The following is a 25,474-nucleotide window of genomic DNA, read 5'->3' on the forward strand; positions in this document are numbered from 1 at the left end:
GCGTTGCCGGCCCGGCAGGAGAGTGCAGGCGAGTATTGAGACAAGCGGTTGCGGGATGCCCGGCATCAGGGGGCCGTGGCCAGCATCTTGTAGAACAGCGGCAGGGCGGCAACCAGAAAGCCGATGACGGCCAGTGAATAACCCGGCCAGCGATGGCGCATGCGCTGGGCCAGGGTCAGGCCGACCAGGCAGATCGCCAGGCCGATCAGGTTGAAGACCAAGGTGAACATTTCGATCAGTTCCTGGGGGGACATGCGTGCTCCTGCAATTGACGACGGCTAACTGGGGGGATCGCCCTCAGAGTGCTACTGTCATCATATCAGGCTGCGATAACCGAACCGAATGCGGCCAGGGTGCGCGTTATCTGAACAGCGAGGATGTGACATGGGCGATACGCTACCGAGTGCCGACGACGTGGTCGGCTACTGGTTTGATGAGCTGTCCCCCGGACAGTGGTTTCGCAAGGATATCGAACTCGATACAGAGATCGGCCAGCGCTTCTTCGGCTTGCACCGGGCGGCCGCAGCAGGGGAGCTCTGGCAGTGGCGCCGCTCGGCCACGGGGCGGCTGGCCGAGATCCTTGTGCTCGACCAGTTTTCCCGAAACCTTTTCCGTGGCCTGCCGGGGTCCTTCGCACAGGACCCCATGGCGTTGGTGTTGGCCCAGGAGGCAGTGGCGCAGGGCCAGGACCAGGAACTCGACATGAGCGAGCGCGCCTTTCTCTATATGCCCTACATGCACAGCGAGTCGCTGAAGATTCACGACGAAGCCCTGCGTCTGTTCGATCAGCCGGGTCTGGAGGATAACCTGGGCTTCGAGCAGCGACACCGGGATATTCTCCTGCGCTTCGGCCGCTACCCCCACCGCAATGCCATACTGGGTCGCGAGTCGACCGATGAGGAACTGGCTTTTCTCATGGAGCCCGGCTCGTCATTCTGAGCGACGCTTTCCCGTGGCCTCGTACTGAGGCACCATTGGGAACATCCGAGCATTCGGGCATCACAACAAGGAAGGAGAGACGATATGGGTTTGATCGCTTGGCTGATTATCGGTGGTCTCGCTGGCTGGATTGCCGGCAATATCATGCGTGGCGGTGGCTTCGGTATTCTGGCCAATATCGGCGTGGGTATCGTGGGTGCGGTGATCGGGGGATTTCTGTTCAGCTTGCTGGGACTGCAGGCCGGGGGTTTTATCGGTTCGCTGGTGACTGCGACCGTGGGTGCCGTGGTGCTGTTATGGATTATCTCGAAGGTCAAGGAGGCGTAGCGCGGTAAATGCCCTGACTGGAAGCAATACGGCCCGGTAATTACCGGGCCGTATTGCGTCTGGCCGTGACATTACCCACCGTGACATGGCTCGTCCGCTGGGCCTGTCCAAAGCCGAATGGGAAGGGCGGTTGTCGCCAGGCTTCCTCATCGAGTGGCGGCCATCGACGGACGGACTTTAACGCGATAAACGTTATCTTTTGTACGCATAACCTGAGCTGATTGGCAGCGAGTCGATGCCGGACTAACTTTCAATCGAAGCAGGTAGAAACCGATGGAACGATACTGCCACAGGAGCGTGACATGGCGAAAAATCCCCACACCAATCCCAATAGTGGCGAAGCCAACGATACGGACTTCAAGACCGACGAACAGAGCAAGTCGGAGAACCTGGAAAAGTACCGCAGCGATGCCACGGGGCATGACCTGCGCACCAATCACGGCACGCGGATTGCGGACAACCACAACTCGCTGAAGGCCGGCGAGCGTGGCCCCACGCTGATGGAAGACTTTGCCTTCCGCGAGAAGCTCAACCATTTCGACAATGAGCGCATACCCGAGCGTATCGTCCATGCCCGGGGTGCCGCGGCCCACGGCTATTTCCAGCCCTACGACAACGCCGCCCAGTACTCCAAGGCGGGGCTGTTCCAGGACCCCGGCAAGAAGACACCGGTATTCGTGCGCTTCTCGACGGTACAGGGTGCCCGCGGCTCTAACGACACCGTGCGTGACGTGCGCGGCTTCGCCACCAAGTTCTACACCGACGAAGGCGTCTGGGACCTGGTCGGCAACGATATGCCGGTCTTCTTCATCCAGGATGCGATCAAGTTTCCCGATTTCGTGCATGCGGTGAAACCGGAGCCGCACAACGATATTCCCCAGGGCCAGTCGGCCCATGACACCTTCTGGGACTTCGTCTCGCTGATGCCGGAGTCCACCCATATGGTGCTGTGGACCATGTCTGACCGGGGCTTCCCGCGGCACTACCGCAACATGGAAGGCTTCGGGGTTCACACCTTCCGTCTGATCGACAAGCAGGGCACGTCGCGCTTCGTCAAGTTCCACTGGAAGCCGCTGGCCGGTACCTGTTCATTGATCTGGGATGAGGCGCAGAAGCTGTGGGGCCGCGACCCCGACTTCAACCGCCGCATGATGTGGGAGGACATCGAGAACGGCGATTTCATCGAGTTTGAACTGGGTATCCAGGTGGTGGAAGAGGAGGACGAGCACAGCTTCGATTTCGATATCCTCGACCCCACCAAGCTCATTCCGGAGGAGGTGGTGCCGGTTACCCTGATCGGCAAGATGGTGCTGAATCGCAACCCGGACAACTACTTCGCCGAGACCGAGCAGGTGGCCTTCAATCCCGGCCATGTGGTACCGGGCATCGATTTCTCCAACGACCCGCTGCTACAGGGGCGGCTGTTCTCCTACCTCGATACTCAGATGCTGCGTCTCGGCGGACCGAACTTCCACGAGATTCCCATCAACCAGCCGGTCTGTCCGTTTCACAACAACCAGCGTGACTCGATGCATCGTCAGACCATCAACAAGGGCCAGGCCTCCTACGAGCCCAACTCCATCGATGGTGGCTGGCCAAGCGAGACTCCGCCGGCGCCGGAGAACGGTGGTTTCGAGAGCTATCACGAGCGCATCGATGCCCACAAGATCCGTGCGCGCAGCGACTCCTTCGGCGACCACTACTCCCAGGCCACGCTGTTCTGGAACAGCCAGACCGACGTGGAGAAGGAGCACATCATCGCCGCCTACGCCTTCGAGCTTTCCAAGGTGCAGCGGCCCTGGCTTCGCGAGCGGGTGATCCAGGAGATCCTGCCCAATATCGATCTGGAACTGGCGCGTCGGGTCGGCGAGATGCATGGCGTCGAAACCCCGAGCAGCAAGCCCGCCCCGGCCGAGCAACTGGGCAAGAGTTCGCTTGCCGAATCGCCTGCCCTGAGCCTGATGGCGCGCCTGCCGGGCAATATCCGCTACCGCAAGGTCGCCATCCTGGTGGCGGATGGCGTCGATGCCGAGCAGGTCGAGGCGGTCAAGCAGAAGCTGTCGGCCGAGGGCGCCGAAGGCCTCGTCGTCGCGCCCAGCATGGCGCCGGTCAAGGGTGCCAATGGCCAGACCGTGACGCCGGACGCTATGCTCAACGGCATGCCGTCGGTGGCGGTAGATGCAGTGATCGTGGCAGGTGGTGACCAGAGCGCGACAGCCCTGTCCGAGTCCGGGCTTGGCCGCTACTACGTGCAGGAGGCCTACAAGCACCTGAAGGTGATTGCCGCCGTGGGTGAGGGACAAGAGCTGTTGGCAGCCGCCAATGTGCCCACCGGGGAGGAGGGCATCGTGCTGGGCGGCACGGTGGACGATATCTTCACCCCGTTCAGCCAGGCCTTGGGACAGCACCGCGTATGGTCACGCGACGGCAAGGCAAATGATATGCCGGCCTGAGCCTAATTGAGCTAGACAGTAGATAGAGCACGCAAAAAACGCCTCACCGGCCATGGGCGGTGAGGCGTTCTTTTGAGGTCAGTCGTCGATCAGGCGGTGGCCTTGCTGCCCACCAGCTCCTTGAGCGACTCCTCGACGATGGCGAGGCCTTCCTCGAGGATCTCGTCCTCGATGGTGACGGGCATCAGGAAGCGGATGGTGTTGCCGTACAGGCCGCAGGAGAGCAGGATCAGGCCCTTCTCGCGGGCCTTCTTGCACAGCGCGCCGGCGAGGTCGGCATCCGGGGTGTGGTTCGCCTTGTTGGACACCAGGTCGAGTGCCGCCATGGCGCCCATGTTGCGGCCGTTGTCGACACAGTCGAAGTCCTCCTGCCATTGGGCGAAGCGCTTGGCCAGCTTGTCGCCCAAGGCCTGGCTCTTGCCCAGGATATCTTCACTCTCGAAGACCTCGAGCACCGCCAGTGCCGCGGCACAGGCGGTGGGGCTGCCGGTATAGGTGCCGCCCAGGGAGTTGGGGCCGGAGGCGTCCATGTGCTTGTCGGTGCCCACCACGGCGGAGATCGGCATGCCGTCGGCCATGCTCTTGGCCATGGTGATGATGTCCGGCTCGACGCCGCTGTGCTCGATGGCGAACATCTTGCCGGTGCGCCCGAAGCCGCTCTGGACCTCGTCGACGATCATCAGCATGCCGTGCTCGTCGCAGATCTCGCGGATCGCCTTGAGGAAGCTGGCCGGTGCCGGATAGAAGCCGCCCTCGCCGAGTACCGGCTCCAGCACGATGGCGGCGGTGTCCTTGGGATTGGCGTCGGTCTTCAGTGCCATCTTCAGGCCGCGCAGCGCTTCGTCCTCGCTGACGCCGTGATAGGGCACCGGGTAGGGGGCGCGGAAGACGTTGCCCGGCATGGTCCCGAAGTCGGTGGCGTAGGGGGCGACCTTGCCGTTCATCGCCATGGTCATGAAGGTACGGCCGTGGTAGCCGCCGTCGAAGCAGATCACGTTGTTCTTGCCGGTGGCGGCCCGGGCGATCTTGACGGCGTTCTCCAGTGCCTCGGCGCCGGAGTTGGCCAGCATCACCTTGGCGTGGCCGCGCACCGGGGTCACCTGGCTGAGCTTCTCGGCCACCCTGACGTAGCCTTCATAGGGCATCACCGTCTGGCAGGTATGCATGACCTTGTCGAGCTGCGCCTTCACTGCCTCGACTACCTTGGGGTGACGATGTCCGATATTGAGCACGCCGATGCCGCCGGCGAAGTCGATGATGCGATTGCCATCGGCATCCCAGATCAGTGCATTCTCGGCGCGATCGGCGAACTGGGTCGCCGGGCTGGCGGCGCCATTGGCGACATAGCGCTGCTTGAGTTCGTTGAGCTGTGCGTTATTCATCAAACCTGTCTCCTTGGAAAGACGTTGCGGGCGATCAAAGGCCGCCGACACAGACGTATTTTAGTTCAGTGAATTCATCCAGGCCGTGGTGAGAGCCTTCCCGGCCCAGCCCCGATTCCTTGACGCCGCCGAAGGGAGCCAGCTCCGTGGAGAGGATCCCTTCGTTGATAGCCACCATGCCATATTCCAGGCCCTCCATCACATGCCAGATTCGCCGATAGTCTCGGGCATAGAAATAGGCCGCCAGACCGAATTCGGTGGCATTGGCCATGGCAATGGCCTCCTCATCGCTGTCGAAGCGAAAGACCGGCGCCAGGGGGCCAAAGGTCTCCTCCGTGGCGACCCGCATCTGGGGGGTGACATCGGCGATCACCGTGGGCTCGAAAAAGGTGCCGCCCAGGCCATGGGGCTTGCCGCCGCAGACCAGTCGGCCACCCTTTTCCAGGGCATCGGCGATGTGTGCCTGGACCTTCTCCACCGCGGCCCGGTTGATCAGCGGTCCCTGCACCACGCCGTCGTCCAGGCCGTTGCCCACCTTCATCTGTGGCACCTTGGCAGCCAGCTTGTCGAGGAAGGCGTCATAGACGCCATCCTGCACCAGCAGCCGGTTGGTGCAGACGCAGGTCTGGCCCGAGTTGCGGTACTTGGAGGCGATGGCGCCCTCCACTGCGGCGTCCAGGTCGGCGTCATCGAAGACGATGAAGGGGGCGTTGCCACCCAGCTCCATGGAGGCCTTCTTGACGGTGCCGGCGCACTGGGCCAGCAGGCGCTTGCCTACCGGCGTGGAACCGGTGAAGGAGACCTTGCGTACCCGCGGATCGGTGGTGAGCACCTCGCCGATCGCGGCGGGGGAACTTGCCGTGACCACGTTGAGCACACCGGCGGGGAAGCCCACGTCCTCGGCCAGCTTCGCCAGGGCCAGGGCGGTCAGCGGGGTGGCCTCGGCGGGCTTGATCACCACCGGGCAGCCCGCGGCGAGTGCCGGGGCACACTTGCGCGTGATCATGGCCAGGGGGAAGTTCCACGGCGTGATCGCCGCCACGACACCGATCGGCTCGCGAAACACCAGGATGCGCTTGTCGGTGCCGTGGCTGGGCAGTGTCTCGCCGGCCATGCGCTTGGCTTCCTCGGCGTAGAACTCCACGAAGGAGGCGCCGTAGGCGACCTCACCCATGGATTCGGCCAGCGGCTTGCCCTGCTCCAGGGTCATCAGCCGGGCAAGAGCGCCCTGGTTGGCCATGATGGCGTCGAACCAGGCCCGCAGGAGAGCCGCGCGCTGCTTGGCGGTCTGCCTGCGCCAGGCGGGCCAGGCGGCATCGGCAGCTGCCACGGCATCCCGGGCGGCGTCCGCGTCGAGATCCGCCACCTCGGCAAGCACCTCGCCGGTTGCGGGGTTGGTGACGGCAAAGCGATTAGGGCCTTCGCGCCACTGTCCGGCGATGTAGGCCTTGTCGATGATCATATCTGCAGGGAGTGGCATGGGGGCTCCAGGGGGAGTGGTGTTGATTATCTTGTCGCCTGAGTGTGCATTATTTAAAACGTTACGCCAAGCACTCTACTGTGGCGTGCTTTTTTTCCTGCTCCGTGTCATCGGCGCGAGCGGCACTTTCCGCTACACTAGGCGCCGATTTCCTGTTGGCGCGACATGACTGCGCCCTTTCCGTCGCGGCTGAACGTCGAGGTGAGCCTTGGTCGATCCCCTTTATGCCTGGTGGGCCCAACAGCTGGTGCTGTGTGATTGGGCCTTCGAGCCCGAACCCGTCAAGGTCGAGGCCGATGTGGCGACCTCGAGGCTGAGGGAGTTGGGTGTCACGGAGCGCGGCGAGCTCGGCTGGCGCCTGATCGAGGCATTCGGTATCAATAGCCCCGATCCGGCAGGACTGCTGGCCGCGCTCGAGCTCATCGCCCTGGCTGGCTCCGCCGGCTGGCTACCCGAGTCGCGTGTGCGCGACTGGGCGCTGCGACTTGCTGACGAGATCACCAGCCAGTACGCCAGCCTGGATGACTGGCACGAGGCGTTGCGCCATGCCAAGCGAGCCGAGGGCTGGGTGCGTGGTGACGATACCTTTGCGGAGGCCTGTGACGCCCTGGCGGTTCTTGAACACGATGGCGAGGGCATCACCTGGGACCGTATCTCCGAATGGGTGGTGGGCCGTAGCAAGACCCTGATGCTGTGGCCCGAGGCCCCGGAGGAGCGGGCATGGCGTCTGCGGGCAGCCTTCGCCCCGGTACTGGCTGCCCCGGCGGGTGTGGCCGACTGGCCCGAGGCGAAGGAGTGGCTGCTGGAGTATTGGCAGCTCGAAAGTCGCGAGGAACTGCTGCAGAGCCTGCTGTGGCTGGCAGGGCAGGGGCACCGCCAGGGCTGGGATCTGGATGCCACGCGTCTGCTGGATTCGGACGCTGCCGCACGCCAGGGCTGGCTCGATGGGCTGGCCGCCAGTGAGCGTGGCTATGGCAAGCTCATGCTGACGCTGGTGGAGCAGGGCGAGCCACTGGAGTGGGCCGCCTGGGACTGGCTGAGGTTGGTCGACCTGGCCTGGGCCGGGGCCTGCGTGGGCTGGCTCGACGAGACGGAAGCACGGGATTTTGCCACCCATGGCGCCGATCTGGTCCAGCGCCGATACAGCGACTGGTCGGCGGTGGCACGCGCCTATCAGCGTGGCCGCAGCCTGTTCGAGGGGCGAAACCGGCTCATGGACATGCGGGCCGACTGGGAGCTGCTTCTCCAGTCGCCGGTGAGCCCCTGGCGCGTGGCGCTGCAGGAGCTGCTGGACGAGGAGGTGCGTGAGGCGTCGCGCCATGCCATGACCGCCTGGCGTCGTTCTCCGCGCCACTGGGTGCTGGCGCTGGCCTCTGTGCGCGAGCCCGAGCTGGGTACCCGACAGGGGCCGCCCATGGCGGTCACGGTCGAGCGGCGCAACGATGCGCTGCGCTACCTGGACGAGACGCTGGGGCTGCACCCGGACGAAGGGGTGGAAGCCCTGTCCCGCTATTGGTTGCCCGCCCAGGCACATCACCTCAACCAGCTGGCCGCCGACGCGGCCCACGATGCCTTGCCGCAGGCCTTGACGCCTTTCGGCCGGCCCGAGGCCGCCGACCTGGCGACCCTGGTGAGTCTCCGCCAGGGCAGTCGTCATGCGGCTACCATTCATATGGCCGAGAAGTACGCCTTCTATCTGCAGATGGCCATGGACAGCGAGAGCTTTGAACCAGCCGCCCTGGAGGCGCTCGCCGAAGCGTTGCGTGGCACCCTGTGCCGCTTCTATCCGGATATTCGGCGCCTGCTCGAGGCCTGGGCGCACTGGGAATCGCTGCTGCCCGAGGGCGAACACCCCCCATTGGTGGCCGAGATCCGTTGGCACCTCGACGACCCCGGCAGCCCTTTTCACTGGCTGGATTGGCAAAGTTCCGAATGGCAGGAGCCGGGGCCTCGCCCAACGCTTTCGCGCTTCACCGCCATGTCACTGGTCGGTCCGCTCAACAGTGCCGCCTGGAGTGAGCCTCATGTGGAGAGCGCACGGGAAGCCGTGTCGATCCGTGAATGGATCGACGGTCATTACGGCCTGCATGGGGAGTCGGAGCTGACCGAGTTTCTCGATTTCCTTCTCGAGGCGGGCGATCGGCAGGAGTACCAGATCAACTACGCGCCCTATACCCTCAATGAGCAGCGGCTCGCGTCAGAGATCGCCATGCTCGAATCCGGCGATTGCAGTGAGGAGGATCGCACCCACCTGCTGCGACTGCAGCGGGTGCGTGACAATGAGGATGGCTGCAACGAGCTGGACATGACCGCCTGGGACCTGGCCCAGGTGGTGGATCTGGCCATTGCCGGACGCCAATTGGGCTGGCTGGATGCTGCCGCCTTCAGCGTTATCCTGGATCGCGCCCATGCCCTGGCCGCCGGACACTACAGCGGTTGGGAAGCCTATGCTCAGGGCCTCTATGCGGGCTTCTCCTTCTTCATGGGCGAGACCCCGGAGCGTGAGGCCTTCCTGGCCGGCTTCCGCCAGGCGCTGGTGGCCTGGCTTTCGGGTGCGCCTCCGCTGGCCGGACCCTGGGCGAGCCTGGACTTCCCCGGTGCCCGGCCACGCCACTGGGCGCCCCTGCATATCGATACATTGCCGGGTGATGGCAGAACATTACATTAGGGGCTCGCCATTTCAGGGCGATGTGGCTTATAGTCGTAAAGTTTGTTGAAACGGCTCCTTATACAGGGGCCTAAATCATGATAATAGCCAGTCGCCTCATAGGCCGCTCTGGCAGTGGTACAGGCAATGAAGCAAGATGCCGACGCACCACTACCACAGCGATTCCTGCGGGTTAATCAGGTAGAGCTCATGCTCGACCCGGGGAGGCGTGCGGCTCAGGGAACGAGGACGTTACCAAGATGGTAGCCACGAGATCGAGTCGTATCCTGATGCTCGGTGTGTCGCTGGCCCTGCTGGCCGGTTGCGCCAGCAGCACGAAGCAGTCGCAGAGCGGGGCCGACGACTACTTCGCCCTTAACCTGCCGGGTATGCCGGGATCCTGGAACCCCATGATGTCGCCGGTGGACAATCCCATTCTGCAAGCTCGAAGCCTGCATAATCCGCCTCCGGAGCTGGTTCGCCAGGCGCTGCTCGCCCAGCATGAGCGCTGGGCCGGAACGCCCTATCGACTGGGCGGTACCGGTGAACGGGGCATCGATTGCTCCGCACTGGTGCAGAATGTCTTCAGCGAAACCTTCCGCCTGGATCTGCCGCGCTCCACCGGAGAGCAGGTACATGCAGGGTCGCCGGTGTCGCGCGCGGAGCTTCAGGTCGGCGACCTCGTCTTCTTCCGCCCCCCGGGGCCCTACGATCACGTGGGCATCTACGTGGGTGACGGCTATTTCCTGCATGCCTCCACTTCTCAAGGCGTGATGCTCTCCGAACTCGACAATGTCTACTGGCAGCGCCATTTCTGGCAGGCTCGGCGGACGCTGGAGCCCACTACGCTGGCGCGGCGTGTTGCTTCGGCAGATGAAGGGTAGGATAGGTCGGGCCGGTTGGTGAATCACTAGAGCGAGTGTCGGTTCGCCTCGATGAACTCGACGAAGGCGCTTTCCGCTCGGGAAAGGTAGGCCCCTTCGGCCCAGGCCAGAGACAGATCGAGCCAGGCCGGTGGGTCGAAGGAGACCGCCGCCAGCTCGGGTTCGTCGATCACCCGGCGCAGGAAGGTGGTAATGCCGAAGCCCTGGCGCACGATCGCCTTCGTCAGCGGAATCAGGTTCGACTGGAAGGCGACATTGGCCGAGTGGCCGGTCTGCTGTGACAGGGCATCGACGAACTCGCGATGAAAGTAGCCGTCCTGGAACAGCACCAGCGGCTCGGCAAAGAACTCCTCCGGGCTCACCCCCTGCCTGCCGGCGAAGGGGTGGGTCTGGGGCACGCAGACCACCATCTCCTCGCGTACCAGCGGGCGTCGCTCCATTCGACGGCTCTGCTCGTCGTCGATCACCACCCCGAGATCCAGCTCCCCCGCGGCGATCATGTTCTGCAGTCGTCTGGCGCCGGCTTCCACCACGGTCAGGCGGATTCCCGGATGGCGCGACTTGAAGCCCATCAGTAGCGGCGGAAAGTAATAGGAGCCGAGCATCGACGGGATGCCGATGCGGACCTCGCCCTTGACCAGGCCGTGCAGCTCGCGCATGGCGAGGTGGGCGGCATCGGCGCGATCCAGCAGCTCGCGGGCGTGGCTCTGCAGGGCCTGTCCCTCCGGGGTGAGGCTGATGCGCCGCTCATGCCGATGAAACAGGGTCAGGTCCAGGTGGCGCTCCAGGTTGGCAATGGTCTGACTGATTGCCGACTGGGCGACATGGAGCTCGCGGGCCGCGGCGCTGAACCCGCCCCGGTCGGCAACGGTGAGGAAAACGCGCAGTGCACGCAGGTCGAAGGGGAGTGACATGGCAGTCTCCTGAGACAGGCAGTTATAAGAAAATAAGATGGAAGTCATCTTTTTATGCTGGTTGCCTTATTATAGGCCGCAGGCGATCATGCCCGACAAGCCATCGCTGCAGGACATTGCATGATCACCGCACGTACCCCCGCCTGGTGGCGCGCCACCCTTGCGCTCTGCCTGGGCTCCTTCCTGGTCTTCGTCAACCTCTATGCCCCGCAGCCGCTGCTGCCGGAGCTGCGCGAGGCCTATGGCGTCTCCACGCTGGGCATCAGCCTGATCATGTCGATCTCGACACTGGCCCTGGCGGGAGCGCTGCTGGTCTTCGGCCCGCTGTCGGACGCTATCGGTCGCGATACCATCATGCGGGTGACGCTGCTGCTGACGGGGCTCTGTTCGCTGGCACTGGCCTTCGCGCCCAATTTCGAGAGCCTGCTGGCATTGCGCGCGCTACAGGGGTTCCTGCTCGGGGGGCTTCCGGCGGTGGCCATTGCCTGGATGGGGGACGAGTTCGACCGCCCCGCGCTGCTTTCGGCGGTGGGGCTCTATATCGGTGCCAACACCCTGGGGGGCATCGGCGGTCGCCTGATCGGCGGCGGGGCGGGAGAGCTGGGCGGTGCCAGCGCGGGCTTTCTGTCCGTGGGCCTGCTCACCCTGGTCGGCGTTGCCCTGTTCTGGAAACTGCTGCCGAGGGCGCGGGCGTTCACGCCCCGGCGCTTCGAGCTGCGCGGTGCGCTGACAGACATTGCAGCACATCTGCGCCATCCGCTGCTGCTGGCGGCCTATCTGCTCGGTGGCATCAACTTCCTGATCTTTATCAACCAGTACAGCTACATCACCTTCCGCTTGGCCGATGAGCCGTTCGGCCTGGGCGCCCGTTTGCTGGGCATGATCTTCCTGACCTACCTGGGCGGCACCCTGAGCTCCATGCTCTCGGGGCGGCTGGCCGGCCACCTGGGGCAGCCGCTGTGCATGGTGCTGGGCATCCTGATCCTGCTGGGGGGAACGCTGGTCACCCTGTCGGCGTCGTTGCCCTGGATCATCGTCGGGCTGACGATCAATGCCGTGGGCTTCTTCCTGGCCCACTCCATGGCCTCGAGCTGGGTCAGCCGCCATGCCGAGAAGGCCCGGGGAAGCGCCTCTGCGCTCTATCTGGTCTTCTATTACGTGGGTGCCAGCCTGGGTAGCGCCTGGCTGGAGCCCTTTTGGCAATACGCGGGCTGGTCCGGCGTGGTGCTGGGCTCCTGGCTGCTGCTCGGCGTGACCCTGGGCATCGCCGTCTGGTTATGGCGTCGGGAGCGCGTGGTACAGCCCCTCGGTGTTGCCGGCTGAGGCGACCACTGGCCGAGCTGGCTCAGGGCTGGCCGAGGCCGCCGGCTTCAGCGCCCCAGACCTCTTCCAGGCGTCGTTCACGGCCGCAGGCGGCCTTGTAGTACTGGTAGCGCACCGGGTTCTTGCGGTAGTAATCCTGATGGTACTCCTCGGCCGGATAGAACGACTCGAAGGAAGCGATCTCGGTGGCGATGTCGCGCTCGAACCGTTCGGCCAGCTCGTCGCGGGTGCTCTCGGCCAGCTCGCGCTCCACCTCGCTGCCATAGAAGATGGCGCTGCGGTAGGCTTCCCCCTGATCGCAGAACTGTCGGTCCACCGCAAAGGGGTCGATGTTGCGCCAGAACACATGCAGCAGGGTGGCATAATCGACCTGGTCGGGCTCATATTCCACCTTTACCACCTCGGCGTGGCCGGTGCCGCCGCCAACCACCTGTTCGTAGGTGGGGTTTTCCACATGACCGCCGCTGAAGCCCGAGGTGGTCGCGACGACACCCTCCACCTTGTCGAAGGCCTCCTCGACGCACCAGAAGCAGCCACCGCCGAAGATGGCCGTGGCGGTAGCCTCGGCGTCATCGCCCAGGGCGGGGCTGGCCATTGCCAGTGGCACTAGCGCAGGAATCAGCCATGGGAACCTCAGTGGCATTTTCATTATGGTGCACTCGCTGTAGCAGGGGGATGTCAGCCTTAGAGGGTGCGCTCATCGTCGGGGTTCCGTCTACCGCGAGATTACCGGATCGTGTAGAAGCCGTGTAAGGATAGCGGGCGGGCGCCGACGCAAGAGGACCGTACGACTCGATACAACGACTCGATGAATCAAGGGAGTGGAGCAGGTGGCAAAGCGACGTCTGATACTGGTGGCACTGATCGTCCTGGGGGTAGGGGCTTTTTTTCTCAGCGGGGCAGCTGACTTCCTGACCCTTGAGAACCTCAAGGCCGAACAGGCCCGCTTCCATGCGTGGCTGGCCGATGACCCTGTCACCGTCATTGGGGGCTTCTTCGTGCTCTATGTGGTAATGGCAGGGCTATCGTTGCCCGGTGCCACCCTGCTCACGGTACTCGGCGGGGCGCTTTTCGGCCTCGGCTGGGGCCTGCTGATCATCTCCTTCGCCAGCACCATCGGCGCCACCCTGGCGGCGGCGCTGGCCCGGACCCTGGCCCGCGGCCCCCTGGAAAAACGCTTCGCCCCGCAGCTCGAGCGCATCAATGCCGGTATTCGACGCGAGGGCGCCTTCTATCTGTTCACGCTGCGCCTGATTCCGCTGTTTCCCTTCTTTGTCATCAACCTGGTGATGGGGCTGACGCGGATGCGGCTGTGGACCTTCTACTGGGTCAGTCAGCTTGGCATGCTGCCGGGCACGGCGGTATTCGTGAATGCCGGCCGGGAACTGGGCAACCTGGAGAGCCTCTCCGGCATCCTGTCGCCGGGCCTGCTTGGCTCCTTCGTGCTCATCGGCCTCTTCCCCTGGCTGGCGCGGGGGGTGGTGGCCGTTGCCAAGCGTCGCCGGCTGGCGAGCCGCTACAACCGTCCGGCGCACTTCGATCATGACATCGTGGTCATCGGCGGCGGCTCCGCGGGCCTGGTGGCAAGCTATATCGCGGCGGCGGTCAAGGCGCGGGTCGTACTGGTGGAGCGCGACAGGCTTGGCGGCGACTGCTTGAATACCGGCTGCGTGCCCTCCAAGGCGTTGATCCGCGCGGCCCGTGTCGCCAGTGAAGTGCGTGAGTCAGCACGTTACGGTATTCATGCCGGAGAACCACGGGTGGATTTCACGCAAGTGATGGGGCATGTCCATCATGCCATTCGCGAGGTGGAGCCCCACGACAGTCGTGAACGCTACGAGGGGCTGGGAGTCGAGGTGATTGCCGGCGAGGCCTGCCTGCTGGACCCATGGCGGGTGCAGGTCACGGGCGAGGAGGGAGAGCGGGTGCTCACTACCCGCCATGTGATCATCGCCAGCGGGGCGCGTCCTCGGGTGCCCGACCTCCCAGGGCTTGGCGATATCGAGGTGCTGACCTCGGACAACCTGTGGCAACTCGAGACCCTGCCTGGCCGCCTCGTCGTGCTGGGGGGCGGGCCTATCGGCTGTGAGCTGGGACAGAGCTTCGCCCGCCTGGGCAGCCAGGTGAGCCTGGTCGAGATGGGCAGCCAGCTGCTGCCGAGGGAAGATGTTGACACCGCTGCGGCGCTGCGTCAGCGGCTCGAGGCCGAAGGCCTGTCACTGTGGCTCGACACCCGGGCTGTCCGGGTGGAGGCGGGTGCCGGCCAGCAGGGGGGCCACGTGCTGGTGGTCGAGCGAGAGAGCTCGACAGGCGAGACGTTGACCGAGCGGCTCGACTTCGACGAGCTCCTGGTAGCGGTGGGGCGAGCGGCCAATGTGGCGGGGATGGGCCTGGAGGCGTTGGGGGTGGAAACCCGCAAGGATGGTACCCTGGCGGTGGATGAGAGCCTGCAGAGTGTGCTGCCCAATGTCTGGGCCTGCGGCGACGTTGCCGGCCCCTTCCAGTTGACCCATGCCAGCGCTCACCAGGCCTGGCACGCCACGGTCAATGCCCTGTTCGGTGAGTTCAAGCGCTTCCGGGTCAGCTACCGGGCGCTGCCGGCCGTCACCTATACCGATCCGGAGGTGGCACGGGTGGGGCTCAGCGAGAAGGAGGCGAGGGCGCAGGGCACTGAGTTTGAGGTGACGCGCTATGACCTCTCCGAGCTGGATCGGGCCATTACCGAAGGGTTGACGGAAGGCTTCGTCAAGGTTCTCACGGTGCCGGGCAAGGATCGTATCCTTGGCGCCACGGTGGTGGGGCATGGGGCCGGTGAACTGCTGGCGGAGTTTACCCTGGCGATGACGCACGGGATCGGCCTTAACAAGCTGCTGGGAACGGTGCATCCCTATCCCACCTGGTCGGAGGCGGCCAAGGCCAGCGCCGGGGTGTGGAAGAATGCCCACAAGCCGGAGCGGGTGCTGGGCTGGCTTGAGCGTTATTTCGCCTGGCGGCGGAGTGACTCGGCAGGGGCGCGAACGCCGGTGGCACCACGGCAGGCCGAGAACGAAACTCGGGACATGAGGAGCTGAGATGCTGGATCGCTGGACCATGCCTTTGGCTCAAGGACCCTTGAACCGCCTGGCTGCGAGGCTGGCAAGGCGTCGGATTCGCCCCGATCAGGTAACGCTATGGGCTTTCCTGGTCGGCATGCTGGCGTTGCCGCTGTTGATCCTGGAGTGGTATCTGCCGGCGCTGGTGGTCATATTGCTCAATCGCCTGGGCGATGGGCTGGACGGCGCCCTGGCACGGATGACGGGGCAGGAAAGTGATGCCGGTGGGTTTCTCGATATCGGCCTCGACTTCGTCTTCTACGCTGCCGTGGTGCTGGGATTTGCCGTGGCCGATCCGGAGGCCAACGCCCTGGCAGCGGCATTTCTGCTGTTCGCCTTTATCGGCACCGGAACCTCCTTCCTGGCCTTTGCCATCATGGCGACTCGCCACGGACTGGAGCGGCCAAGGTTCCAGCAGAAGGCCTTCTACTATCTGCACGGGCTGACCGAAGGTACCGAGACGGTTCTGGCTTTCGTCCTCTTCTGCCTCTTTCCGACTCACTTTGCGCTGCTGGCCACGCTCTTTGCCATGGCGTGCCTGGTGACGACCGCCACGCGGCTGTGGGGCGGTTACCGGACCCTGGTGGCGCTCCGATCACCCGGCCAGGAATGACGAAGGGGCAGCCGTGGGGCTGCCCCTTCGCTATCAGCAAAGCTGCGTGCTATAGCGGCCCGCGCTGGTGAAGTCGGCTCAGTGCTCGACGCCGCCTTCGCCATGCACGTGACCGTGCTCGATCTCTTCCTGGCTGGCCTCACGCACGTCGGCGATCTCGACGTCGAAGTTCAGCTTCTGGCCGGCCAACGGGTGGTTGCCATCGACGGTGACGGTATCGCCTTCGATCTTGGTCACGGTAACCATCAGCGGGCCGCCCTGGGTCTGAGCCTGGAACTGCATGCCCGGCTCCACGGCCTCGACACCCTGGAAGGCATCACGCGGCACTTCCTGAACCAGCTGCGGCTGCACTTCGCCGTAGCCTTCTTCCGGGGCAACGGTGACATTGAGTTTCTCGCCGCTCTCGCGACCCTCCAGCCCCTTCTCCAGACCGGGAATGATATTGCCGGCGCCATGGAGGTAAGTCAGCGGCTCGCGACCTTCCGAGCTGTCCAGCACCTCACCTGCATCATTGGTCAGGGTGTAGTGGAACGCGACAACAGAGTTCTGCGCAATCTGCATTGATTAACCTTTCGGTGAGTGCATGTACGAACCATGGTAACGCGCCATCCCCGGGCTGTCAGGGGGGCGGGACAATTTTCAGGATCTCGCACAGTATCCTGAACAGCATTCACGCCATTTGGCGTGTTGCGTACTCAAGGAACCGAGGCTACCCTAGCGGGATTCCTTTTTTCGGACCCTACACCAACCTTCCGTGGAGCACGTCGCATGACCGAAATCGTGATCTGGTTGATCGCCTTTGCCCTTATCCTGTTCTTCAGTATCAAGCAGTGGGATGACTCCGTCAGCGCTGGCCTGAACAAGGTGCTGCCTCGCATCATCAAGAGCGGCGACGAGAACCGCTGGATCTGGAGCGTGGCGCTTGCGATCCTGGGCGCGACCACCCTGGTGCGTCCGGTCGACATGCTGCTGACGGTGATCGTGATCGCAATTCTGGCGCTGATCGCCAAGAAAGTCGTCTGCTGGGCGATGGGCAGGGCCAACTTCCACTGAGCCGAGCCACTTGACAGCATACTGAAAGACAGAAGGCCCGCGGCAAATGCCGCGGGCCTTCTGGTTGGTGGGGCCGAAGTCGCCATCGGCTCCCAGGTGTGGCGTCGCTCAGTATGGCGCCACGCTGACGTTGGCACCGCTACCGATCATGCGCACGCGCTGTCCGGTCTGGAACTGCCGATCGGCCTTCTGTACCACGACGATGTTCTGGCCATCGTCACGACGGATCTCCATCTCCCAGGCGCGAACCCGGTTGGCGGATTCCTCCACCGCGGTGCCGGCCACCGCACCGCCAAGTGCGCCGGCAACGGTGGCGAGCTGTCGACCGGAGCCGCCGCCTACCTGGCTGCCCAGCAGGCCACCGACCACGGCGCCGCCACCGGTGCCGATGGCCCCACCCAGGCGACTGTCAGCCTGAATCTGGACCTGGCGCAGGGCGGTGATGGTGCCGAATGTCACGCTCTGGCTGGTCTGTGCCTGGCTGCCACGGTAGACATCGCCACCCATGGTGGAGGTGTTGGCACAGCCCGCCAGGGTCAACGCGCCAAGGGCCAGTACGGGAAGAAGACGCTTCATGAAAAACCTCCTGGGGAGCAGCACGGTGGGGGCTTTCCTGCCCGTTCTCGATACCGCCTTGTTATGGAAACGCTGTTTGCTAACTAGCTTACCCAGTCATCGATCCTTTGACCAGTATGAGCTGTTCTAGTGCCTTGTAGTATAGAGAGGAAGCGGTCAAACAATGTGCAAGTTTGCCTGATGTAATCAAGGGTAGTCGCCATGAAGATGGCTGCCACCCACAAAAAAGGGAGGCGCGAGGCCTCCCAAGGGTTCCAGTCGTTCTACTGCAAAGGGTGATCAGCCGAACTGATTCATGGTGTTGTCCTTGCCACCAGCCTTCAGTGCTGCTTCGCCGTGGAAGAACTCCTTGTGGTCGTCGCCGATGTTGGAGCCAGCCATGTCCTGGTGCTTGACGGTGGCGATGCCCTCGCGGATCTCGCGGCGCTGTACGCCCGCCACGTAGGCCAGCATGCCCTCGTCGCCGAAATAGCCCTTGGCCAGGTTGTCGGTGGACAGGGCCGCGGTGTGGTAGGTCGGCAGGGTGATCAGGTGGTGGAAGATACCGGCTTCCCGTGCGGCGTCACGCTGGAAGTTGCGGGTCCACTCGTCGGCCAGCTTGCCAAGCTCGGTGTCGTCGTACTCGGCGCTCATCAGGCTGGCGCGATCGTAGGCCGACAGGTCCTTGCCTTCCTTCTCCCAGGCATCGAATACCTGCTGGCGGAAGTTCAGGGTCCAGTTGAAGGAGGGCGAGTTGTTGTAGACCAGCTTGGCATCCGGTACTTCCGCACGGATGCGGTTGACCATGGCGGCGATCTGGCCGACGTGGGGCTTCTCGGTCTCGATCCACAGCAGGTCGGCGCCGTTCTGCAGGCTGGTGATACAGTCCAGCACCACGCGGTCCTCACCGGTCCCCGGCTTGAACTGGAACAGGCCTGAGGCCAGGCGCTTGACCTTGACCAGCTTGCCGTTCTGCTTGATGACCACGTCGCCGTTGTCGATGTCGGAAGCCGAGGTGATCTCGTCGCCGTCCAGGAAGCTGTTGTACTGGTCGCCCAGGTCACCCGGCTCCTTGGTCACGGCAATCTTCTGGGTCAGGCCGGCACCCAGGGAGTCGGTACGGGCGACGATGACGCCGTCCTCGACGCCGAGCTCCAGGAAGGCATAGCGCACGGCGTTGATCTTGGCCAGGAAGTCTTCATGGGGCACGGTGACCTTGCCGTCCTGATGACCGCACTGCTTCTCGTCGGAGACCTGGTTCTCGATCTGGATGCAGCAGGCACCGGCCTCGATCATCTGCTTGGCCAGCAGATAGGTCGCCTCGGCGTTGCCGAAACCGGCGTCGATATCGGCGATGATCGGCACGACGTGGGTTTCGTGATTGTCGATCTTGGCGATCAGCTCGTCGGCGCGGGCTTTGTCCCCGGCCTTCTGGGCCTCTTCCAGATCGCGGAACAGGTGGTTCAGCTCCCATGCATCGGCCTGACGCAGGAAGGTGTAGAGCTCTTCGATCAGGCCCGACACGGTGGTCTTCTCGTGCATGGACTGGTCGGGCAGCGGGCCGAATTCGCTGCGCAGGGCGGCGACCATCCAGCCGGAGAGGTAGAGATAGCGGCGCTTTGTAGTGCCAAAGTGCTTCTTGATGGAGATCAGCTTCTGCTGGCCAATGAAACCGTGCCAGCAACCCAGGGACTGGGTGTACTGAGCGGTGTCAGCGTCATAGGCGGCCATGTCCTCGCGCATGATCTTGGCGGTGTAGCGGGCGATGTCCAGGCCGGTCTGGAAACGGTTCTGAGCACGCATCCGGGCCACGTTCTCGGGGCTGATGCTCGCCCACTTGCCTTGCTGGGCTTCGCGCAGTTGAGCCAGAGCCTTGATGTCGTCTTTGTAGGACATGGGTACCATCCTTCCGATCAGAGGTGTAGTGATCGGCCTCGACTGCCGTATGAGGCGTATCGCTGCCTTGTCGATCGCTCGCTTGCGGCATCTCGCCGGGAGGGGCGCGATATGCTGCAACTGCGAAGTGATGTCAGGTTCCACCAGGGAAGAAGAGATGTCTCTACGGCCTTGGTCGAACCGATCACGAAAAGAAAACATCTGTTGGAATAGCCATCATTTGGCGATTACCGAACGTTCGTTTTAATTTCGTCCTGGTACCACTATGCGCCTTGAGCCGGGGGTTTCGCAATTGACACTTGGGGGGAGAGAGGGTTGTAACTCGACTACAAGAGCTGCGGGGAGGGGGCGATTCCTGTAGTCGAATTCCGGCCCTGTGTCCGGCCGGTATGATGAGGTCAGCGCAGTGCCAGGCGCATGTTGCGGTGCGGAATACCGGCATCCATGAATTCATCACCGTAGGCGGTAAAGCCGAGGCGCTCATAGAAATCGAGAGCGTGGGTCTGTGCGGCAAGCTCCACTTGCTCATGGCCCAGATGGCGGGCTGCCTCGATGGCGGCTTCCATCAGCGCCGCGCCGATGCCCAGCCCGCGGGCCTCGCTCAGCACGGCGACGCGGCCGATATGTCCATCGGGTAGCAGCCTGGCGGTGCCCAGGGGAATGTCATGGCGCAGGGCGAGGAAGTGGCGGCAGTCGCCGTCACGGCCGTCCCACTCCTCTTCCAACGGCACCTGCTGCTCTTCGATGAACACCACGCGGCGTATCTCGGAGGCGACCTCCCCCAGCTGGTCCCAGTCGCCATCCAGTATCTGGATATCGGCCATGCTATTGTTCCTCCTCGTATTCCTCGGCCCAGCCTAGGCTGCCCGCGTCGACCAGGGCGACGAGCAGGGCGGCCGCGCCTTCTTGTTCAAGCAGGTCGGCATCGATAGGCGTGATGTCGGCCAGGGCGCGTGCCAGCGGCAGGGGGCAGTCGATGCCGTCGCCATCGACGAAGAGCGTCGTCCGGTCGCCGTCTGTCCGCCAGGCGAAGCGAGAGCCAGGGCTGCGGACCAGTTCCTCGCCGTCCTGTAGTGCAGCAACAAGGTCTTCGACCTCGGTGGGCTCCTCGCTGGGCACGAGCTGGTCGACGTACTTGGGCTGCGTCATGACACGACCGAACCACTGTGCCAGTTGAGCCGGGTCGTCGAGCGTGTCGAGAATCAGTGCGCGCATGCGGGCGACAGCGGCATCGTCGAGTTCCGCCGGGTCGGAGGGTGGGGTCATCCCCGCATCGGAATAGCGCAGCGAGGGGGGTAACTGCTCCCCCAGGTAGTCGGCAAAGGAGGTGATCGCCTCGTCCGCCGATGGCGCGCGAAAGCCCACCGAGAGGGTCATGCAGTCGCTGGATTCGCTGACCCCGTGATGGGCCCAGGCCGGCGGCAGGTACAGCATGTCGCCGGGCTCCAGTACCCAGTCGGCGCCGGCCTCCACCGAGAAGCGCTCGAGAATGCGCAGGTCGATGCCGTCGAGGATGGGAGCATCGTCGGCGACCTTGCCGCCCAGCTGCCAGCGACGCTGCCCGCTGCCCTGGAGCAGGAAGACATCGTACTGGTCCACGTGAGGGCCGACGCTACCGCCCGGGGGGGCGTAGCTGATCATGATGTCGTCGAGGCGCCAGCGCGGCAGGAAGTCGAAGTGCTCGAGCAGTTCGGCCACTTCGGGGACGAAGTGGTCCACCGCCTGCACCAGCAGCGTCCAGTTGCGCTCGGGCAGCCTGGAGAAGGTGGCCTCGTCGAAGGGGCCGTGGCTCACCTGCCAGGGGCCTTCGGCGCCGTGCTCCTCCACCAGGCGGGCCTCAACGCCCTCCTCGCAGGCGAGCCCGGCAAGTTCGTCGGGCTCCAAGGGGCACTCAAGGTCGGGAAAGGCACCGCGGATCAGCAGCGGCCTGCGCTGCCAGTAGTCGCGCAGGAACTCGGCGGGGGAGAGGCCGCCAAGCAGGGTAAGGGGGGGGGCACTGCCCATGCTGTTTTCCTCGAGAAAGCTCATCGGTTGGCACCGGGTACCCACAGCACATCACCCGCGCCGTTGTCGTTGGCCTTGCGGGCTGCGACGAACAGCAGGTCGGAGAGGCGGTTCATGTAGCGCAGCACCTCGGGGTTCACCGGCTGCTCGATCATCAGCAGCGTGACCAGGCGTTCGGCGCGCCGGGCGACGGTGCGGGCCAGGTGGAGGTGAGCGGCCAACGGGGTTCCCCCCGGCAGGATGAAGGAGCGCAGGCTGGCGAGATCGGCATTCATGGCGTCGATCTGGCGCTCAAGGAATTCCACCTGGGTTGCCGTGACCCTCAGGGGAGGATACGTCGGGTCTTCCTGTTCCGGCGTGCAGAGGTCGGCGCCCACGTCGAACAGGTCGTTCTGCACGGTGGCCAGCATCTGCTGCAGTTCGCCTTCGGCATGCAGCTGGGCCAGGCCAATGGTGGCATTGGTCTCGTCCACGGTGCCGAAGGCTTCCACGCGACGGTCGTGCTTGGCCACGCGGCTGCCGTCGCCGAGCCCGGTGTCGCCCTTGTCCCCGGTACGGGTGTAGATCCTGTTGAGTTTTACCAATGCGCGTCTCCGATAAACCGTTGCAACTGCCTCAGAGCCTTCTGGCCTGAGCCTCGGCGTTGCCGATATAGGTGGCCGGCGTCAGCGCCTTGAGCTCGCTCTTGACCTCGGCCGGCAGGTCCAGCGTGTCGATGAAGGCGGCAAAGCCGGCCTGGTCGATGCGCTTGCCCCGGGTCAGCTCCTTGAGCTTCTCGTAGGGCTTCTCGATGCCGTAGCGGCGCATCACCGTCTGGATCGGCTCGGCGAGCACCTCCCAGCTGGCGTCGAGATCCTCGGCCAGGCGAGCCGGGTTGGCCTCGAGCTTGGAGATGCCCTTGAGTGCCGCCTGGTAGGCGATCAGGCCGTAGGCCAGGCCCACTCCCAGGTTGCGCAGCACCGTGGAGTCGGTGAGGTCGCGCTGCCAGCGTGAGATCGGCAGCTTCTGCGCCAGATGGCCGAGCACTGCGTTGGCCAGGCCCAGGTTGCCCTCGGAGTTCTCGAAGTCGATGGGGTTGACCTTGTGGGGCATGGTCGAGGAGCCGATTTCGCCCTCGACGGTACGCTGCTTGAAGTAGCCCAGCGAGATGTAGCCCCAGACGTCGCGATCGAAGTCGATCAGGATGGTGTTGAAGCGGCACACCGCATCGAACAGCTCGGCGATGTAGTCGTGGGGCTCGATCTGGGTGGTGTAGGGGTTGAAGGTCAGCCCCAGCCCCTCGACGAAGGTACGGGCGTTGGCCTCCCAGTCCACTTCGGGGTAGGTGGCCAGGTGGGCATTGTAGTTGCCCACCGCGCCGTTGATCTTGCCCAGGATCTCGACGCTCTCGATCTGCTTGAGCTGGCGGCGCAGGCGATAGGCGACGTTGGCCATCTCCTTGCCCAGGGTCGTCGGGCTTGCCGTCTGGCCGTGGGTGCGGGAGAGCATCGGCTGGGCGGCGTGTTCATGCGCCAGGCGTGCCACTTCGTCGGCGACCTGGTGCATTACCGGCAGCAGGCTCTTCAGGCCATCGGTGAGCATGACCCCGTAGGAGAGGTTGTTGATGTCCTCGCTGGTACAGGCGAAGTGTACGAACTCGGTGACGGCATGCAGCTCCGGCTGGCCCTCGATCTTCTCCTTGAGGAAGTACTCCACCGCCTTGACGTCGTGGTTGGTGGTGCGCTCGATTGTCTTGATGCGCTCGGCGTCTTCCAGGGAGAAGTTGCGCAGCAGGGCGTCGAGGAAGGCGGTGGCTTCCGCGGAGAGTGGCGGTACCTCGGTGATCCCTGGCTGCTCTGCCAGGCGCTGGAGCCAGCGGACCTCGACGACGACCCGGGCGCGGATCAGGCCGAATTCGCTGAAGTGTTCGCGCAGTGCCTCGGCCTTGCTGCCGTAACGGCCATCGACAGGGGAGAGGGCGGTGAGTGCGGAGAGTGGCAGGGGTGCGGCTTGCATGGTCGGGTTTCCGGTACGGTGGTAAAGGAGTGGGGAAGTGGGCAGTCAGCCCAGCTGATCCAGGGTGTTCTTCAGGGCGCCACGCTGGAAGACCAGCTTCCAGCGCCGTCCGCCCTGCTGGTGCCAGAGCAGGGCAAAACGGATGCCGGCGAGCAGGATGGCGCGCACCCGCTCGGGCATCATGCGGGACTGCAGCAGGGAGGGGTCACCCTGTACCACGATGCGGGTCTTCAGCGTCGACAGCGTTTCCTGATAGGCCTCGCCGAGGCTGGCGATGACATTCTCGTGGGTGGCACCGAAGTGCTCGGCCTGGCCCTGAATGCGGGTCAGGCGCTGGCCCAGTCCCGCCATCATCTCGTCATCCTGGCGCAGCTTGTTCATCAGCAGCAGCAGGGTGAAGCCGTAGCGCAGTACCACCGGGTTGGACTGTTTGCGACCCACCACCGCTTCCAGTACGTCGAGTCCGCGGCGCAGGTTGTTGGGGTGGCCACCATAGATGGCTTCGAAGCTGTCGGGGTTGGTATCCAGCGTGGCGCGAATCAGGGTTTCCCAGGCGCGCGGTTCGACCTGGCCGGTGCGTGCCAACTCGTCGACCAGGCTGGCGGACTGAAACACGCCGGCCAGTGCCAGGGCCTGACGGGCGGTGGGTGAGTCCGGGATTCGGTGAATCGGGGTTGCAGTCATGCGGCTGGCTCCGTGGCTTTCCAAGTGGCGCGGATCACGCCGCCGCCGAGGCAGATATCACCGTCGTAGAGTACCAGCGACTGTCCCGGGGTGACGGCACGCTGCGGGTCGTCGAAGTGTACCTCCACGCCGCCGTCGGCGAGGGTTTGCATCCAGCAGGGCACATCGGCCTGCCGGTAGCGGGTCTTGGCGGTAAAACGTCCTTCTCTTGCCGGGGGCTCGCCGGCCACCCAGTCCATCGCTTCGGTCGCCAGGTTGTCGCTGTACAGCAGCGGATGGTGCTTGCCCTGCACGGCGACCAGCACGTTTCGCTTCAGATCCTTGGCGGCCACGTACCAGGGCTCCTCGGGGAAGTCGGCGAGCCCGCCGATGCCGAGCCCCTGGCGCTGCCCGAGGGTGTAGTACATGAGGCCCATGTGCTCGCCGATGACGTTGCCCTCGGGTGTCTCGATCACCCCCGGCTGCGCCGGCAGGTACTGCTGCAGGAAGTCGCGGAAGCGGCGCTCACCGATAAAGCAGATCCCGGTAGAGTCCTTCTTCTTCGCCGTGGCGAGCCCGTGGCGCTCGGCGACGGCGCGCACCTCGGGTTTTTCCAGCTCGCCCACCGGGAACAGGGTGCGTGCGATGGCGGCCTCGGGCACGGCATGCAGGAAATAGCTCTGGTCCTTGTTGACGTCAATACCCTTGAGCAGGCGCGGCTGGCCGTCCCGAACCCCCTGGCGAACATAGTGACCGGTGGCGATCTTCTCGGCACCGAGCATCTCGGCGTATTCGAGGAACACCTTGAACTTGATTTCCCGGTTACACAGGATATCCGGATTGGGAGTACGCCCGGCCTTGTACTCGGCCAGGAAGTGCTCGAACACGTTGTCCCAGTACTCGGCGGCGAAATTGGCGGTGTGCAGCCGGATGCCGAGCTTTTCGCAGACGGCTTCGGCATCCGCCAGGTCGGCCTTGGCGGTGCAGTACTCGGTGCCATCGTCCTCGTCCCAGTTCTTCATGAACAGGCCTTCGACCTGATACCCCTGCTCCAGCAGCAGCAGGGCGGAAACGGAGGAGTCGACGCCGCCGGACATGCCGACGATCACCTTGCCTGGGGTGGCGGTCATGGGCGCTCTCGGATTGAATGGGTCGCAAATGGGCGGGGATTATACCTTATCTTGCCGGGAGGCTTCGACCATCCCCCGTCACGGGCGGCAGCGGCAAGGGGGCAAAGCTTATTGACCGGTCGGC

At 64.3% G+C, this 25,474-nt stretch carries 23 protein-coding genes; 9 read left to right on the forward strand and 14 right to left on the reverse strand.

Going from position 1 to position 25,474, the window contains the following annotated elements; translation table 11 throughout:
- Window positions 1–65: 65 nt before the first annotated feature.
- A complete protein-coding gene (locus KZO25_RS09730) occupies window positions 66–254 on the reverse strand; it encodes a hypothetical protein (RefSeq protein ID WP_066450311.1) in 189 nt (62 codons plus the stop codon).
- A 130-nt stretch (window positions 255–384) separates the two neighbouring features.
- On the opposite strand from KZO25_RS09730, the gene KZO25_RS09735 reads away from it, so the two are divergent.
- The 3 genes from KZO25_RS09735 to katE all read left to right on the forward strand — a co-directional run bounded on the left by KZO25_RS09735 (window position 385) and on the right by katE (window position 3,719).
- On the forward strand, window positions 385–939 hold the full coding sequence (locus KZO25_RS09735) for a DUF924 family protein (RefSeq protein WP_223136802.1): 555 nt from the start codon (window positions 385–387) through the stop codon (window positions 937–939).
- 84 nt (window positions 940–1,023) lie between these two features.
- The gene (locus KZO25_RS09740; RefSeq protein ID WP_066450308.1) at window positions 1,024–1,266 is read left to right on the forward strand and encodes a GlsB/YeaQ/YmgE family stress response membrane protein; all 243 of its coding nucleotides are present in this window, start codon (window positions 1,024–1,026) and stop codon (window positions 1,264–1,266) included.
- 221 nt (window positions 1,267–1,487) lie between these two features.
- Window positions 1,488–3,719 (forward strand): catalase HPII, encoded by a 2,232-nt coding sequence (gene katE, locus KZO25_RS09745; RefSeq protein WP_262488934.1) that lies wholly within the window; start codon window positions 1,488–1,490, stop codon window positions 3,717–3,719.
- An 89-nt stretch (window positions 3,720–3,808) separates the two neighbouring features.
- Here katE and gabT read toward each other — a convergent pair whose 3' ends face one another.
- Both gabT and KZO25_RS09755 read right to left on the reverse strand, forming a co-directional pair.
- Entirely contained in the window at window positions 3,809–5,101 is a 1,293-nt protein-coding gene (gabT, locus tag KZO25_RS09750) for a 4-aminobutyrate--2-oxoglutarate transaminase (RefSeq protein WP_223136804.1), read from the reverse strand.
- A gap of 34 nt (window positions 5,102–5,135) precedes the next feature.
- The gene (locus KZO25_RS09755; RefSeq protein ID WP_316935660.1) at window positions 5,136–6,581 is read right to left on the reverse strand and encodes an NAD-dependent succinate-semialdehyde dehydrogenase; all 1,446 of its coding nucleotides are present in this window, start codon (window positions 6,579–6,581) and stop codon (window positions 5,136–5,138) included.
- A 208-nt stretch (window positions 6,582–6,789) separates the two neighbouring features.
- On the opposite strand from KZO25_RS09755, the gene KZO25_RS09760 reads away from it, so the two are divergent.
- Both KZO25_RS09760 and KZO25_RS09765 read left to right on the forward strand, forming a co-directional pair.
- On the forward strand, window positions 6,790–9,249 hold the full coding sequence (locus tag KZO25_RS09760) for a DUF1266 domain-containing protein (RefSeq protein ID WP_223136805.1): 2,460 nt from the start codon (window positions 6,790–6,792) through the stop codon (window positions 9,247–9,249).
- A gap of 239 nt (window positions 9,250–9,488) precedes the next feature.
- Window positions 9,489–10,112, forward strand: a complete 624-nt coding sequence (locus tag KZO25_RS09765; protein WP_066450289.1) for a C40 family peptidase — start codon at window positions 9,489–9,491, stop codon at window positions 10,110–10,112.
- A 26-nt stretch (window positions 10,113–10,138) separates the two neighbouring features.
- On the opposite strand, the gene KZO25_RS09770 is transcribed toward KZO25_RS09765, so the two are convergent.
- Window positions 10,139–11,026 (reverse strand): LysR family transcriptional regulator, encoded by an 888-nt coding sequence (locus KZO25_RS09770; RefSeq protein ID WP_223136806.1) that lies wholly within the window; start codon window positions 11,024–11,026, stop codon window positions 10,139–10,141.
- A 120-nt stretch (window positions 11,027–11,146) separates the two neighbouring features.
- Between KZO25_RS09770 and KZO25_RS09775 the strand changes: the two genes are divergently transcribed.
- Window positions 11,147–12,349, forward strand: coding sequence for an MFS transporter (locus KZO25_RS09775; RefSeq protein WP_223136807.1), 1,203 nt, complete (start codon window positions 11,147–11,149; stop codon window positions 12,347–12,349).
- Between the two features lie 22 nt (window positions 12,350–12,371).
- Here the strand turns inward: KZO25_RS09775 and msrA are convergent, their stop codons facing one another.
- Window positions 12,372–12,998, reverse strand: a complete 627-nt coding sequence (gene msrA, locus KZO25_RS09780; RefSeq protein ID WP_223136808.1) for a peptide-methionine (S)-S-oxide reductase MsrA — start codon at window positions 12,996–12,998, stop codon at window positions 12,372–12,374.
- Between the two features lie 181 nt (window positions 12,999–13,179).
- On the opposite strand from msrA, the gene KZO25_RS09785 reads away from it, so the two are divergent.
- Window positions 13,180–15,420 carry an FAD-dependent oxidoreductase gene (locus KZO25_RS09785; protein ID WP_223136809.1) on the forward strand — a complete coding sequence of 747 codons (2,241 nt, stop codon included), beginning with the start codon at window positions 13,180–13,182 and terminating at the stop codon, window positions 15,418–15,420.
- Window position 15,421: 1 nt separating this feature from the next.
- Window positions 15,422–16,054, forward strand: coding sequence for a CDP-alcohol phosphatidyltransferase family protein (locus tag KZO25_RS09790; RefSeq protein ID WP_223136810.1), 633 nt, complete (start codon window positions 15,422–15,424; stop codon window positions 16,052–16,054).
- 78 nt (window positions 16,055–16,132) lie between these two features.
- On the opposite strand, the gene KZO25_RS09795 is transcribed toward KZO25_RS09790, so the two are convergent.
- Window positions 16,133–16,615 (reverse strand): peptidylprolyl isomerase, encoded by a 483-nt coding sequence (locus tag KZO25_RS09795; protein ID WP_066450276.1) that lies wholly within the window; start codon window positions 16,613–16,615, stop codon window positions 16,133–16,135.
- Window positions 16,616–16,822: 207 nt separating this feature from the next.
- On the opposite strand from KZO25_RS09795, the gene KZO25_RS09800 reads away from it, so the two are divergent.
- Window positions 16,823–17,107 carry a hypothetical protein gene (locus tag KZO25_RS09800; RefSeq protein ID WP_066450263.1) on the forward strand — a complete coding sequence of 95 codons (285 nt, stop codon included), beginning with the start codon at window positions 16,823–16,825 and terminating at the stop codon, window positions 17,105–17,107.
- Window positions 17,108–17,215: 108 nt separating this feature from the next.
- Here KZO25_RS09800 and KZO25_RS09805 read toward each other — a convergent pair whose 3' ends face one another.
- The 8 genes from KZO25_RS09805 to mnmA form a co-directional block, all read right to left on the reverse strand.
- Entirely contained in the window at window positions 17,216–17,683 is a 468-nt protein-coding gene (locus tag KZO25_RS09805) for a glycine zipper 2TM domain-containing protein (protein ID WP_223136811.1), read from the reverse strand.
- 279 nt (window positions 17,684–17,962) lie between these two features.
- Complete coding sequence (locus KZO25_RS09810; RefSeq protein WP_223136812.1) at window positions 17,963–19,558, reverse strand: isocitrate lyase; 1,596 nt, start codon at window positions 19,556–19,558, stop codon at window positions 17,963–17,965.
- Between the two features lie 398 nt (window positions 19,559–19,956).
- Window positions 19,957–20,382 carry a GNAT family N-acetyltransferase gene (locus KZO25_RS09815; RefSeq protein ID WP_223136813.1) on the reverse strand — a complete coding sequence of 142 codons (426 nt, stop codon included), beginning with the start codon at window positions 20,380–20,382 and terminating at the stop codon, window positions 19,957–19,959.
- A 1-nt stretch (window position 20,383) separates the two neighbouring features.
- Window positions 20,384–21,562, reverse strand: coding sequence for a cupin domain-containing protein (locus KZO25_RS09820; RefSeq protein ID WP_223136814.1), 1,179 nt, complete (start codon window positions 21,560–21,562; stop codon window positions 20,384–20,386).
- A gap of 20 nt (window positions 21,563–21,582) precedes the next feature.
- Complete coding sequence (locus KZO25_RS09825; RefSeq protein ID WP_066450250.1) at window positions 21,583–22,146, reverse strand: cob(I)yrinic acid a,c-diamide adenosyltransferase; 564 nt, start codon at window positions 22,144–22,146, stop codon at window positions 21,583–21,585.
- Window positions 22,147–22,177: 31 nt separating this feature from the next.
- On the reverse strand, window positions 22,178–23,542 hold the full coding sequence (gene purB / locus KZO25_RS09830) for an adenylosuccinate lyase (protein ID WP_223136878.1): 1,365 nt from the start codon (window positions 23,540–23,542) through the stop codon (window positions 22,178–22,180).
- Between the two features lie 60 nt (window positions 23,543–23,602).
- Complete coding sequence (gene hflD, locus KZO25_RS09835; RefSeq protein ID WP_066450249.1) at window positions 23,603–24,241, reverse strand: high frequency lysogenization protein HflD; 639 nt, start codon at window positions 24,239–24,241, stop codon at window positions 23,603–23,605.
- Window positions 24,238–25,350: a tRNA 2-thiouridine(34) synthase MnmA gene (gene mnmA, locus KZO25_RS09840; RefSeq protein WP_223136815.1), complete on the reverse strand. Its 1,113-nt coding sequence runs from the start codon at window positions 25,348–25,350 to the stop codon at window positions 24,238–24,240. Before mnmA ends, hflD begins: the two co-directional genes overlap by 4 nt.
- Between the last annotated feature and the right edge of the window lie 124 nt (window positions 25,351–25,474).

Origin of the sequence: Halomonas sp. ANAO-440, assembly GCF_019915905.1 — a bacterium.
Taxonomy (GTDB): Bacteria; Pseudomonadota; Gammaproteobacteria; order Pseudomonadales; family Halomonadaceae; genus Halomonas; species Halomonas chromatireducens.